Annotated in this window: 10 protein-coding genes; 8 read left to right on the top strand and 2 right to left on the bottom strand. The window is 34.6% G+C overall.

Annotated elements, in window-relative coordinates; genetic code table 11:
- Window position 1 precedes the first annotated feature (1 nt).
- The 6 genes from ACFO5O_RS08990 (at window position 2) to ACFO5O_RS08965 (ending at window position 9,470) form a co-directional block, all read left to right on the top strand.
- Window positions 2-3,241: a VCBS repeat-containing protein gene (locus ACFO5O_RS08990; protein ID WP_387962982.1), complete on the top strand. Its 3,240-nt coding sequence runs from the start codon at window positions 2-4 to the stop codon at window positions 3,239-3,241.
- 7 nt (window positions 3,242-3,248) lie between these two features.
- Window positions 3,249-4,607 (top strand): vanadium-dependent haloperoxidase, encoded by a 1,359-nt coding sequence (locus ACFO5O_RS08985; protein WP_387962981.1) that lies wholly within the window; start codon window positions 3,249-3,251, stop codon window positions 4,605-4,607.
- Between the two features lie 251 nt (window positions 4,608-4,858).
- On the top strand, window positions 4,859-5,065 hold the full coding sequence (locus ACFO5O_RS08980) for a hypothetical protein (RefSeq protein ID WP_387962979.1): 207 nt from the start codon (window positions 4,859-4,861) through the stop codon (window positions 5,063-5,065).
- 12 nt (window positions 5,066-5,077) lie between these two features.
- Window positions 5,078-6,388 carry an MFS transporter gene (locus ACFO5O_RS08975; protein WP_387962977.1) on the top strand — a complete coding sequence of 437 codons (1,311 nt, stop codon included), beginning with the start codon at window positions 5,078-5,080 and terminating at the stop codon, window positions 6,386-6,388.
- Window positions 6,385-7,620: an MFS transporter gene (locus ACFO5O_RS08970; RefSeq protein ID WP_387962975.1), complete on the top strand. Its 1,236-nt coding sequence runs from the start codon at window positions 6,385-6,387 to the stop codon at window positions 7,618-7,620. Before ACFO5O_RS08975 ends, ACFO5O_RS08970 begins: the two co-directional genes overlap by 4 nt.
- The gene (locus ACFO5O_RS08965; protein WP_387962973.1) at window positions 7,617-9,470 is read left to right on the top strand and encodes a trehalase family glycosidase; all 1,854 of its coding nucleotides are present in this window, start codon (window positions 7,617-7,619) and stop codon (window positions 9,468-9,470) included. The genes ACFO5O_RS08970 and ACFO5O_RS08965 overlap by 4 nt, the downstream gene beginning before the upstream one ends.
- Before the next feature lie 60 nt (window positions 9,471-9,530).
- Here ACFO5O_RS08965 and ACFO5O_RS08960 read toward each other — a convergent pair whose 3' ends face one another.
- Together ACFO5O_RS08960 and ACFO5O_RS08955 are read right to left on the bottom strand one after the other, a co-directional pair.
- A complete protein-coding gene (locus tag ACFO5O_RS08960) occupies window positions 9,531-9,746 on the bottom strand; it encodes a hypothetical protein (RefSeq protein WP_387962971.1) in 216 nt (71 codons plus the stop codon).
- Window positions 9,747-9,777: 31 nt separating this feature from the next.
- The gene (locus ACFO5O_RS08955; protein ID WP_387962969.1) at window positions 9,778-11,013 is read right to left on the bottom strand and encodes a 3-deoxy-D-manno-octulosonic acid transferase; all 1,236 of its coding nucleotides are present in this window, start codon (window positions 11,011-11,013) and stop codon (window positions 9,778-9,780) included.
- Window positions 11,014-11,138: 125 nt separating this feature from the next.
- Here ACFO5O_RS08955 and ACFO5O_RS08950 point away from each other — a divergent pair, with 125 nt between their 5' ends.
- Window positions 11,139-12,293, top strand: coding sequence for a DegT/DnrJ/EryC1/StrS family aminotransferase (locus ACFO5O_RS08950; RefSeq protein WP_387962967.1), 1,155 nt, complete (start codon window positions 11,139-11,141; stop codon window positions 12,291-12,293).
- Window positions 12,293-13,306, top strand: coding sequence for a UDP-glucose 4-epimerase GalE (galE, locus tag ACFO5O_RS08945; protein ID WP_387962965.1), 1,014 nt, complete (start codon window positions 12,293-12,295; stop codon window positions 13,304-13,306). Before ACFO5O_RS08950 ends, galE begins: the two co-directional genes overlap by 1 nt.
- The last annotated feature ends 233 nt before the right edge of the window (window positions 13,307-13,539 follow it).

The raw sequence follows: 13,539 nt of genomic DNA, 5'->3' as shown, positions 1-13,539 counted from the left end.
TATGATAAAAAACATAGGCTTTGTTTTTCTTTTAGCTTTAGGTGTTAACTGTTCTAAAGATAAAAAAGCAGAAGTTATAACAGAGCCTTCAGTATTTAATGAAGTGCCATCAAATCAGTCTGGAATTGAGTTTTCAAATGATCTTATTGACAATGGCGAGCTTAATATTATTGAATATTTATATTACTACAACGGAGGTGGAGTCGCGCTAGGCGATATCAATAATGATGGGTTAGATGATATTTATCTTTCTGCCAACCAAAAACCAGATAAACTTTACCTCAATCTTGGGGGACTTAAATTCAAGGATATCTCTAGTTCTGCTGGAATAAGTCAAAATAATACCTGGTCTACAGGTGTAACTATGGTAGATATTAATAATGATGGATTATTAGATATTTATGTATGTAAGGTTGGTAACTATAAAGGCTTAAAAGCTAAAAATGAGCTGTACATCAACCAAGGAAATGAAACGTTCAAGGAAGAAGCACATACTTATGGCCTTGATTTTTCTGGCTTTTCAACCCAAGCTGCTTTTTTTGACTATGATCAGGATGGTGATATGGATATGTATTTGCTTAACCATTCTGTTCATTCACCATATTCTTATGGAAATGCAGAGTTAAGATTAAAAACAGATTCTTTAGCAGGAGATATTTTATTTGAAAACAAGATTGTAACGGGTGAAACAAAATTTGTAGATGTTACAAAGCAAGCTGGGATTTATAACAGTGCATTGGGGTATGGATTGGCAATAGCCGTGTCAGATATCAACAATGATGGCTTTATGGATATTTATGTGGGTAATGATTTTCATGAGAATGATTATCTGTACATCAATAACGGTAACAAGACCTTTACAGAATCGAGTGCCGACTATTTTAACCACACCTCCAGATTTACCATGGGTGTTGATGTGGCCGATATTAACAATAATAGCAAACTAGATTTGGTTACTTTAGACATGATGCCCAATCAGTCAGCTATATTTTTAAAATCTGGTGGAGAGGATAGTGATAAAGTGAACGAAATAAAAAAGGCCTTTGGTTACCAGCAGCAATATGCTAGAAACCATCTGCAGATAAATAATGGAAACTATTTTAGCGATGCCGCTTTAATTTCTGAAACTCATGCCACAGATTGGAGCTGGGCACCATTAATTTTTGATTATAACAATGACGGGCTTAATGACATCTATATCACAAATGGAATTTATAAACGACCTAATGATCTAGATTATATTAATTATTTAAGCAATCTAGATTTTGCAAAATATACCAAAACCTATCAAGATTCATTGGAAGCAAAACTCATCAATACCATGCCCACATTGAGTATTCCAAATGTCTTGTTTGAAAATGAAGGTGATTTAAAATTTAATTCAATTAAAGTTACTCAAAACACTAAGGGTACCTATTCCAACGGTGCGGCCTATTCCGATTTAGATAACGATGGAGATTTGGATCTTGTGGTCAATAATATAAATGAAAAGGTATCCATTTTAGAGAATAAAACGCCAAAGCATAATTACATGACTTTGGATTTATTTGGAGACAATAATAGTTTAAACACAACTGGGGCGAAAGTGTATTTGTATGCTGCTAATAAAGTATTCTACAAAGAGCAAACTACTGTTAGGGGCTTTTTATCGAGTAGCACCAGAAAAGTGCATTTTGGTTTAGGAGATATAGCACGTATTGATTCGCTAACGGTGGTTTGGAATGATGCCACACAAACAACAAAAAGGGATATAATTATCAATTCTCAATTACAAATCTCAAAGGAGAATACTTCAAAAGTTCTATATAAACCTCAATCAAAGAAAGAATTCTCATTATTTGACTATGAACATAAGGAGGATACCTATTTAGATTACGAAAGAGATGCTTTAATGCCCGAAAATTTATCAACTGAAGGGCCTTCAATGGTGCAAGCAGATTTCAACAATGATGGTTTGTTAGATCTCTTTATTGGAGGCGCAAGAAATCAAGCACCCGTACTTTATATTCAAGATAAGCAAGGTCAATTTAAAATAAAATCTACCGCTATTTTTGAACAAGATAAAATTTATGAAGATGTTGACGCCATAGCGTTTGATATTGATAATGATGGTGATCTAGATATTTATGCTTTAAGTGGTGGAAATGATTATAAAGAAGGAGACCCAATGTTAGAAGATCGAGTTTATATCAATGATGGTAAAGCAAATTTTATTAAACTCGATGCAAAATTGCTAATGACAAATGGTGGTTCGGTGTCATCCTATGACTTTAATGCCGATGGATTTGATGATTTGTTCATTGGAAATCGATCAATTCCTGGGGCTTATGGTTTGTCGCCTTATAGTTTTATTTTAAAAAACACAGGGAATAACAATTTTGAAATTGTTGAACGTAAACGCTACGGGATGATTACCGACAGCAAATGGGTGGATTTTGAAAATGATGGAAAGATTGAGTTGGTTTTAGCTGGTGACTGGATGCCAATAACTATTTTGTCTTATAACCTAAGTGGAAAATTTGAAAATAAAACAGAGCAATACGGGCTAGATAAAACAAACGGAATGTGGAATGTTATACACGTTTCAGACATCAATGGTGACGGCCAGTTAGACATTATAGGGGGAAATACGGGTTTAAATTTTAAATGGAAAGCTTCAGTCAATAAGCCTGTAATAATGTATTTGGATGATTTTGATGCCAATGAAAAATTGGATCAGCTTATTTTCTACGATTTTTTCGGAACATACGTACCTTTTGCTTCAAAAGATAAACTTGTTCAGCAAATACCTTCATTAAAAAAGAAATTTTTAAGCTATAATACATTTTCTAATGTTGAGAAAATTTCGGACCTCGTTATCAAAAACGAAAATGACATTTTGGAAACCAAATATATTTATGAATTGAGGTCAATGTCATATATAAACAACCATGGTAAATTCACCCCAAAAGCTTTGCCAAAACAAGTGCAAATGAGTACTATTGAAGATGTTTATTACGAAAATAATATGCTTGTTTATACCGGAAATTATTATGGTTTTGTAACCGAGCTTGGAGAAAGCTCCTCTAATTCTGGAGGCATTATTTCACCTCTCGATAACCAGTCTTTTAATAGCTTTAACGTTTTAAATTTGCCCAAAGACATTTCTGGGCGTAAGCTTGTTAAGTTAAATGAAAACACTTTTTTAGTAATAACCAATAATGGGAAATCTTTACTTGTAAACCCAAAAAATATAGAATAATAGCAAAATGAAATTTTTAGATTTTAATCCAAACGTGATAAAAAAAGTAGGTTTAATCTTATTGACTGCAACTATTTTTAACTGCGGAAAACCTGCAGAGTCAATTGAAATTACACCTGAACATTTTCATCAATCAGTAGATAAGGTTGTGGAAATCATGATTCACGATATTTTTTCACCCCCAGTGGCTAGCAGGATTTTTGTATATCCAAATATTGCTGCATATGAAATATTAGCTCAAAAGAGCTCTGAATTCAGTTCAATTTCAGATAAGCTTAACGAGTTTGTACCTATACCAAAAGCAGATGTAAATCAAAAAATCAATATAGATTTAGCAGCTTTAATGGCGCATATGGAATTGAGTAAGGCATTAATTTTTTCGGAAGAACGATTTAAAACCCTTCAAGATAGTTTGTATATGCAATGGGAAAAAACTAACACCGAAGAATTTGAGCAAACCAAGACTTATGCGATGAATGTTGTTGATCACATAAAAGTGTGGATGAGTAAGGATAATTATAACCAGACCAGAACCATGGCTAAATTTACGGTAGATACTGATGATCCTTCACGTTGGCAGCCAACACCTCCATCGTATATTGATGGAATTGAACCGCATTGGAATAAAATTAGACCCTTTACATTAGACTCTGCACAGCAATTTAAACCAGCTCCTCCTCCTGCGTTTTCAATGGATAAAGATTCAGAATTTTATAAAGAATTAATGGAAGTATATAATGTGAGCAAGGCGATTACTGAAAAAGGAGATGATTCTGAAGAAATAGAAATAGCAAGGTTTTGGGATTGTAACCCCTATGTTTCTGTAACACGGGGTCATTTTATGTTCGCAACCAAAAAGATTTCTCCCGGTGCACATTGGATTGGTATCACGAAAATTGCAACGAGAAAAACTAATTCAAATATTGAAGAAACAGTAAATGCTTATACCAAAACATCAATAGCCATTGCCGATGGTTTTATTAGTTGTTGGGACGAAAAATATAGAAGTAATTTGGTAAGACCCGAAACAGTGATCAATCAAAACATCGATCCAGATTGGTTGCCAATTTTACAAACACCGCCTTTTCCTGAATATTCTAGTGGACATTCGGTGGTTTCAGGAGCTGCTTCGGCCGTTTTAACAGCCATTTTTGGAGATGATTTTGCATTTGACGATGATACCGAGTTACCTTTTGGATTGCCAATTCGCTCGTTTAACTCATTTAACCAAGCTTCAAGCGAAGCGGCATTAAGCCGCTTATATGGCGGAATTCATTATAGAGCAGCAATTGATTTAGGGCTTAAACAAGGGCGTGATCTAGGAAAGCATGTGGTTGAGCATTTTAATCTTAAAGCTCCTAATTAAAATGGTTTACCTTAAAGGTTCTACTTCCTGTTAATGAGATTAAGTATGGAATTGCCCAAAAGTAAATAAAGTTTAAATTTTTCAAAAAATCCAGTTTTAAGGATTATCGGCTTCTTAAGCATCAATTAAATCTGATTTTACTCCGCATCGAAAACGATTTCGTGCATATCAAACCTTATTTGAAGATTTAAACACTCTAATTCATTGAAAAAATGGTGAAATTAGCAATACCACGTTCAATATTAAAGCTAATGATGAAAACTATAACGACGTTCCTATTAACGCTTTACCTTGTTATGAGCGGTAAAAATGATAAGACAACAGCTTCAGTTAAACGTGAGATCTCAAAATCTTGGTGGAAAGAAGATATTCTGTATCAAATTTATTCTCAAAGTTTCAAAGATTATGATGGTAATAGATTTGGAGAATTTAAAGGCGTTATTTTATCGTTAAACTAATATTAGCTATATATGAAAGCAATTAAACCAAGATTATCATTTTGGCAAATTCTAAACATGAATGTTGGCTTTTTAGGAATCCAATATAGTTTTGGGTTACAACAAACAGCAATCAATCCCATATTTTTGTATTTAGGAGCGCCAGAAGACATGCTCCCCATATTAAATATTGCAGGTCCAGTAACTGGTTTGCTAGTTCAACCAATAATTGGTGCTATGTCAGATAAGACCTGGTCTAATCGTTGGGGAAGGCGCAAGCCCTATTTTCTAATAGGTGCTTTACTAGGTAGTTTATGTTTATTCGCCTTTCCTTACAGTCCGGTACTATGGTTTGCCGTGGGTTTGTTGTGGATTTTAGATGTTGGTAATAACATGGCTATGGAGCCTTATAGAGCTTTTGTGGGTGATAAATTGCCAGAAAAACAATTAAGTCTTGGATTTCAAATGCAAAGCCTTTTTGTGGGTGCGGGGATTTTATTAGCTAATGGTTCTATTGTGTTATTTCAATATTTGTTTGGAGGAGAATCTGTAGAAGAAGCAGGAACAATTCCTCAATGGTTGTATTATTCATTTTTTATAGGCGCTTTTCTTTCTTTAACAACCATATTATGGTCGGTTTTAAAAACCCCTGAAATTCCACCTTCAGATGAAGAAATGGCTGAAATAAATAGAATAAAAGCATTAAAATTAGGGCAACGTATTACTGAACCTTTTTTAGAAATAATAGAAGCCATAAAACACATGCCAAAATTTATGTGGAAAATAAGTGCAGTATATTTATTTCAGTGGTATGCACTGTTTATCTATTGGCAATTTACAACACCTTTATTTAAACTTACCATGGGTTATACCACATCAGAAGCAGCGTCACAAGCTGCTAAAATGAGTTTAACTTACAATACGGTTACAATGATTGTTGCACTTGCGTTAGTACCTCTAACACTTCGGTTTGGGGGTAAAAAAGTGTATGCCTTAAGTTTAGTAGGTACAGCTATTGCCTTATTCTCTATTACCTATATTTCTGATCCAACTCTCGTTTTAATACCAATGGTTTTATTTGGTATAGGTTGGGCCGCTATGATGGGAATTCCTTATACCATGGTTTCTAAAATAGTGCCTCAAAGCAAACGCGGCGTATATATGGGTATTTTAAATATGATGATTGTCATCCCTATGGGAATTGAAACCCTTACGTTTGGACCTATATTTAAGTACCTATTAGGTGGAAATGCGATTAATGCCATGCTATTTGCAGGAGTGTTTTTTGTAATTGCAGCTATTTTGGCAATGCGACTCAAAGAATCTAATAATCAAATGATATGAAAAAACTAGGTATAAAATTTTCGCTATTTCTCAATTATTTTGTCTTTGCTTTTTTACTCAATAGTGTCGGGACAGTAATTCTACAAGTACAGCGAACCTTTGATGTAAGTAAGTCTAGTGCCAGTGTTTTGGAAGGGTTTAAAGATTTTCCAATTGCGATTGCCTCATTTATTTTGGCTTCTTTTTTACCCAAAATCGGGTTGAAACGCTCCATGCTAATTGGTTTGCTAATTGTAACGCTGTTTTGTTGGTTAACCCCATTTTCGAGTGAGTTTTGGTATTTTAAATTGCTTTTTGCTTCAATTGGTGTATCGTTTGCTCTTATAAAAGTTTCTGTATTTGCCACTATTGGATTAATCACAAAAAACGAAAAAGAGCATGGCAGTTTTATGGGAATTTTGGAAGGCATATTTATGGCTGGCATTTTATTAGGTAATATTATATTTAGTTTATTTATCGATGACCACAATCCTAAATCCCAGTCATGGTTAAATATGTACTGGTTAATGGGCGGGATATCTTTACTTGCTTTTTTTGTATTGCTAGTGTCTCCTTTAGATGAAAGTGCAGCTAAAATTGAGAAACGAACTTTTTCAGAAGATTTTAAAGAAATGCTGTTAATAGCTTTTAAGCCATTGATTCTCATTTTTATTGCCAGCATTTTTTTATACGTGTTGATTGAACAAAGTTTTCAAACATGGTTTCCAACATTTTATGAAGGCATTTTAAATGCGCCAGCAAGTATGGCTATACAAGCAGGCGCAGTATTGGCGGGGGCTTTTATGATTGGACGCTTTTCAGCAGGGATCGTCTTAAGCCGCATTAAATGGATTTATGTATTGAGTGTGTGTTTAATTATTGTTGCCATTATTGTGTTAATTGCGCTTCCTTTAGCCAATAATGTGGTTTTAGGTGATAAAATATCATGGCTAAAAGCACCTATGGTGGTGTACTTAATGCCGCTCATGGGATTGTTTTTAGCACCAATTTATCCAACATTAAATTCGACCATACTATCAGCACTACCAAAGCATATGCATAGTTCAATGTCAGGGTTGATTGTGGTTTTTTCTGCCCTTGGAGGAACTACTGGATCGATAATTACAGGCCATGTTTTTGAAGCCTATAGTGGTACCACAGCATTTTACTTTTCCTTAATACCAATAACGGCTATTTTTATTATAATTTGGATTTTACACATGACTATCATCAAGACTAAAGTTGAATCATGATATTTTGTTTAGATATTGCACATACATTAAAACTTCTTTTGGATCAGGAAGACACCGATGGTGATAAAAAAATAACCATCGAGGACAAGGGCCCGAAAGTTTTCACTATCAAATCAATTTCCAATGAAGACTATAAAGTTGAAGGTACTTATCACCTTTCTAATTTATTGCAGGAATTGGTTATTGCTAAAAATAATGGCCACGAAGTCGCTGAAATTCCAATACAGCATATAGAAGAATTGCCAGCAACTCGCGTGTCGAGAATGATCAAGGATTATTTTTGGGAAGGTCTCACTCGCACTATGGATTTAGAAGGAATTGAAAAACTAATCCATGACACCAAAAATGAAACACTTGCATCAAGTAAGTTAAGAGTTTATGTTCCTTTTAGAGATGAAGTAGCACTTCAATATTATAAAAAATTAGAACGCATATTACCCGTTGAAACCATTCAGCTTCCTCAAGAAGTTACGCCGCAATATGTCAAATCCATAAACGATAAGCCAGGTATTTTGTCTTTAAAACTTGAAAAGACAGATCAAGGTCTAAAAGGTGTGCCCTTTGTGGTTCCTGGAGGAAGGTTCAATGAAATGTATGGTTGGGACAGCTATTTTGAATCTGTTGGATTGTTGATTGATGGCAAGGTCGACTTGGCAAAAGCTATGGCCGATAATTTTCAGTATGAAATTGAATATTACGGAAAAATCCTCAATGCCAATCGATCGTATTATTTAACCCGAACACAGCCGCCTTTTTATTCAAGCTTAATCAGAGAAATTTATGAGGTAAGTAAGGATAAAAATTGGCTAAAAAGTCATTTAAAAACGGCAATAAAAGAATATGAAACCGTCTGGATGGTTGAAGGAAAAAGGTTGACAGAAAATGGTTTGAATCGTTATTTAGCTCAAGGTATTGGGATGCCTCCTGAATGTGAAAAAGGACATTTTGATGCCATATTAAAACCCTTTGCTGATGCACTAAAGCTTTCAGTTGAAGACTATATAATTAAATATGATTCTGGGGAGATTAAAAATCCAGAACTCGATCAGTATTTTATTCATGACCGTACGGTTCGCGAATCAGGTCATGATACGTCATATCGCATTGAAGGCAATTGCGCTGATTTAAATTTAGTAGAACTCAATGCCATGCTTTATAAGTATGAAACTGATTTTTACGAACTTATTGAAAACGAGTTTGATGGTCAATTTGAATCGTTTACTACTGATTATTGGCAACAAAAGGCAGAAGCAAGACAAAAGGCAGTTGATATCTATTTGTGGAATGAATCTAAAGGACTTTATTTTGATTACAATGTCGTTACGCAGTCACAATCTAGTTTTGTGGCAGCTTCAACTTTGGCATCACTTTGGGCAAACTTGTGTTCGGAAAAACAAGCAAAACTTTTAATACAAAATGCGATTCCGCTTTTAAAAGAGAAAGGAGGTATTGCAGGTTGTGATAAAGAAAGTCGTGGTGATATTTCTCCAGATCGACCTGCTCGTCAATGGGATTATCCTAATGGTTGGGCACCGCATCAAATGATGATTTGGAAAGGATTGTTTAATTACGGTTATGAAGATGTGGCTCAGGAGTTAATTTACAGATGGTTATATATGATTACCCAAAATGCGGTTGATTATAATGGTACTATTCCAGAAAAGTACGATGTGGTTGCTGCAACTCACAAAGTCTTCGCGGAGTATGGTAATGTGGGCACTGATTTTGAATATATTACGCAAGAAGGCTTTGGATGGATGAATGCATCCTATCAATATGGACTATCCTTACTAAAACCAAAGTTTATTTCCGATCTCAACGTTTTAAAAGATCCAGATGAAATCTTTTAATTCATAGTATAAAAAAAGCTCTGTTATAACAGAGCTTTTTTTATTTAATATGCTAGGCGATTAGTTGTCATCACCAATCTCTTCTGCAGCTTTTTCAATAGCTTCACCAGCTTCTTTGGTTTCTTCAACAGCTTCATCAACAGCTTTACCAGCTCTTTCTAAAGCCCCTTCAGTTTTGTCTTCTACGATAATAGTTTTTTCTTTAGTTTCTCTACACGATGTAAAAGAAATCGCCAGAGCACATAATAAAGCTAAACTTAATAGTAATTTTTTCATTGTAATAGTTTTAGTGTTAATAAACAATACTTTATATACGGATGTAATCTGTGATTTGGATGACTGCGCCTTTATTCTTATTAATGAAATTGCGATTAAAGACGCCTAACTGTTTTGCTAATGTCTTATCGTTAAGGAGTTGATCAAGTGTGTTTTCTAGTTCGTTGTAAGTACTAATACTTCTCACACCAGCTTCTTCGATCATTTGGTTGGCTTCAGGAAATTTGTTGTAATGCTTTCCTATAATTATTGGTGTTCCAAAAACTGCTGGCTCTAAAATATTATGAAGGCCTGTAGTTCCCATAGCCCCTCCAACGTATGCTATATCAGCATAACTATAAATTTTACTTAATAGTCCGATGGTGTTAATAATGAAAACAGAACAATTTTTTAACACTACGTTCGATTTTTCCGAAAATAGAGCTGTGTCAACATTCAGCGATTGTTTTAAAGTTTCAATTTGACCTGCTTTGATATTATGTGGAGCAATAATATATTTTACACGTTCATCAGAACGATTGTTAATGTATTTAACTAACAGCTTTTCATCTTCAGGCCATGAACTTCCAATAACAACACAGGTTTTATTTTGTTTGAATTCATCAATAAAGTCAAGGGTATTGTTTTGCTCAAGTTGTTGGTAAACCCTATCGTATCTAGTATCTCCTGAAAGAGTTACATTGTGAATATTAATATCTTTCAATAAGTTTTTTGAATTCTTGTTTTGTACAAAAATATGCTCAAAAGCGGACAGCGCTCTACGCATTCTTGAGCCATAAAACTTAAAATAGGATTGATTGGGCCTAAACGCTGCCGAAATTAATATGGCTCTTAAATTCCGTCTTTTTAGTTCTAGCAAATAATTAGGCCAAATATCATACTTCACAAAAACGCTGAAGTTAGGATGTGTTATATCCAAAAATCGTCTTGCATTTTTTTTGGTATCCAAAGGAAGGTATACCACAACATCAGCAATTGGAGTATTTTTCCTGACTTCATAGCCAGACGGTGAAAAAAAGGATAAAACAATTTTGAAATCAGAGTAGCGCTCACGTAACACTTTAAACACTGGGAGCCCTTGCTCATATTCGCCAAGTGATGCACAATGAAACCACATTACTTTATCATCATCTTTTATGATGGCACTTAATTTATTGAAGGCTTCAGATCGACCAACAACCCCCAATTTTAATTTTGGATTAAATTGAGCAATGATTTTCAAATGAAAACGGGCAATGTAAACGGCGATATTGTAAATAAAGTCCAATGAAATTTAGTTTGTGCTAAAATACAGTTCTTTGCCATATTTTCATTGGTTGCCACTATTGAATTTTGTAATTTCGCTTCTTATTTGTAACCGTTATATATTCAACTAACGCCTAATGTAATCCAATGAAAAAAATTCAAATGGTCGACCTTAAAGGTCAATATAGTAAAATTAAACAAGAAGTTGACCGTTCCATATTAGACGTTCTTGATACTACGGCATTTATCAATGGCCCTAAAGTACACGAATTTCAAAAAAATCTTGAGAATTATTTAGGGGTCAAGCATGTGATTCCTTGCGCTAATGGTACTGATGCTCTGCAGATTGCCATGATGGGTCTTGGACTTAAGCCGGGAGATGAAGTTATCACTGCTGATTTTACCTTTGCTGCAACGGTTGAGGTTATTGCGTTGTTACAATTAACGCCGGTATTGGTGGATGTAGACCCAATAAGTTTCAATATTGATGTGGATGCTATTAAAAGGGCAATCACTCCTAAAACGAAAGCAATTGTTCCTGTGCATTTATTTGGACAATGTGCCAATATGGAGGCTATAATGGAAATCGCTAAAGACAATAACTTGTATGTGATTGAAGATAATGCTCAAGCTATTGGAGCTGATTATACTTATAGCGATGGTACAAAAGCCAAAGCAGGGACTATCGGTCATGTGGCTTCAACCTCGTTTTTTCCATCTAAAAATCTTGGCTGCTACGGTGACGGTGGAGCTATATTTACTAACGACGATGATTTGGCACATACCATTCGAGGAATTGTAAACCATGGAATGTATGTGAGATATCATCATGATGTAGTTGGGGTTAATTCAAGGTTAGATTCTATTCAAGCGGCCATTTTAGATATTAAACTTAAGTATTTAGACACTTACAATAAATTAAGACGCCAAGCTGCAATAAAATATACCAAAGCTCTTGAAGGACAAGATAAAATTATCACACCTTCTGGTTGCTCAAGTTGTAATGAACTTTGTGAAACATGTGATTGTCACGTGTTCCATCAATATACTTTAAAACTAGTAAATAGTGACAGAGATGCACTTGTAAGTCATTTAAATGAGAAGGGTATACCTTGCGGAGTCTATTACCCAATTCCGCTTCACTTGCAAAAGGCTTATAAAGATGAGAGGTACAAGGAAGAAGATTTTGTCGTAACCAATCAACTTGTTAAAGAAGTTATTTCCTTACCAATGCACACAGAGCTTGATGATGACCAAATTGAATATATCTCGTCAACTATAATCAATTTTATAAATAGATAATGAAAGTATTAGTTACGGGAGGTTTGGGCTTTATAGGATCACATACTGTGGTTGAATTGCAAAATGTGGGATATGATGTGGTAATAATTGATGACCTGTCCAATTCTAGTATTAAAGTTTTAGAAGGCATAACCTCAATTACAGGGAAATCCCCCGAGTTTGAAAAACTAGATTTAAAGGAAAAGCAAGACGTCAAGACTTTTTTTAATAAGCATAAGGATATTGTTGGCGTTATTCATTTTGCAGCGAGTAAAGCTGTTGGTGAAAGTGTAGAAAAGCCATTAATGTATTATGAGAATAATCTTAATACATTGATTTATATGCTTAAAGAAGTTGTGAATTTAGATGTTTCCAATTTCATTTTTAGTTCGTCTTGCACCGTCTACGGACAAGCAGATGAATTGCCAATTCTTGAGAGCGCGCCTGTTAAAGAAGCAGAATCACCTTACGGAAATACTAAACAAATAGGAGAAGAGATTATTAGAGATGTAGCCAAGGTAGAGCCCAAATTAAAAGCAATTTCCCTACGTTACTTTAACCCAGTTGGAGCACATGAAAGTGCAAAGATTGGAGAATTACCACTTGGAGTACCGCAAAATTTGGTCCCATTTATCACTCAAACTGCCGCAGGATTAAGGAAAGAATTGTCTGTTTTTGGGGATGATTATCCAACACCAGATGGCACATGTATAAGAGACTATATTCATGTTGTTGATCTCGCAAAAGCCCATGTAGTTGCCCTTCAAAGATTAATTGAAGCTAGAAATGAGACCAATTATGAAGTCTTTAATATTGGTACAGGCAAAGGAAGTTCTGTGTTGGAAGTCATTAAAGCATTCGAAAAGGCAAGTGGTGAGAAACTCAACTTTAAAATAGCACCTCGACGCATGGGTGATGTTGTACAAGCTTTTGCTGATACTTCAAAGTCAAATAGAGAATTAGGATGGAAGGCAGAATTGACCATGGAAGATGCTATGAGATCTGCCTGGCTTTGGCAAACGACACTCGATTAAGTTTAACATTTCTTTTTTATCAATTCTTTTTAGTTTTTTGCTAATTTCACTAAAATATTTCGTGGTTACCCAGGAATATTTAGAGCAGATTCTGGATTTATATAAGGTAAACTATTGTCGGGAAGTGCTATTTTAAGAAATCCTTATGAATTTATTAAGACATTGTTAAGGTTTTTATCTCTAATTTGCTTTTAGAATCTAGTCAATTCTTAATTTAAAGACTAATTCATTCA

It is taken from the genome of Geojedonia litorea (assembly GCF_042654525.1).
GTDB lineage: Bacteria > Bacteroidota > Bacteroidia > Flavobacteriales > Flavobacteriaceae > Geojedonia > Geojedonia litorea.
This window is presented reverse-complemented; position numbering and strand designations above follow the sequence as displayed.

Coding starts and splice junctions, on each gene's coding strand:
- ACFO5O_RS08990 (WP_387962982.1), top strand. CDS start 2: ATGATAAAAAACATAGGCTTTGTTTTTCTTTTAGCTTTAGGTGTTAAC.
- ACFO5O_RS08985 (WP_387962981.1), top strand. CDS start 3,249: ATGAAATTTTTAGATTTTAATCCAAACGTGATAAAAAAAGTAGGTTTA.
- ACFO5O_RS08980 (WP_387962979.1), top strand. CDS start 4,859: ATGATGAAAACTATAACGACGTTCCTATTAACGCTTTACCTTGTTATG.
- ACFO5O_RS08975 (WP_387962977.1), top strand. CDS start 5,078: ATGAAAGCAATTAAACCAAGATTATCATTTTGGCAAATTCTAAACATG.
- ACFO5O_RS08970 (WP_387962975.1), top strand. CDS start 6,385: ATGAAAAAACTAGGTATAAAATTTTCGCTATTTCTCAATTATTTTGTC.
- ACFO5O_RS08965 (WP_387962973.1), top strand. CDS start 7,617: ATGATATTTTGTTTAGATATTGCACATACATTAAAACTTCTTTTGGAT.
- ACFO5O_RS08960 (WP_387962971.1), bottom strand. CDS start 9,746: ATGAAAAAATTACTATTAAGTTTAGCTTTATTATGTGCTCTGGCGATT.
- ACFO5O_RS08950 (WP_387962967.1), top strand. CDS start 11,139: ATGAAAAAAATTCAAATGGTCGACCTTAAAGGTCAATATAGTAAAATT.
- galE (WP_387962965.1), top strand. CDS start 12,293: ATGAAAGTATTAGTTACGGGAGGTTTGGGCTTTATAGGATCACATACT.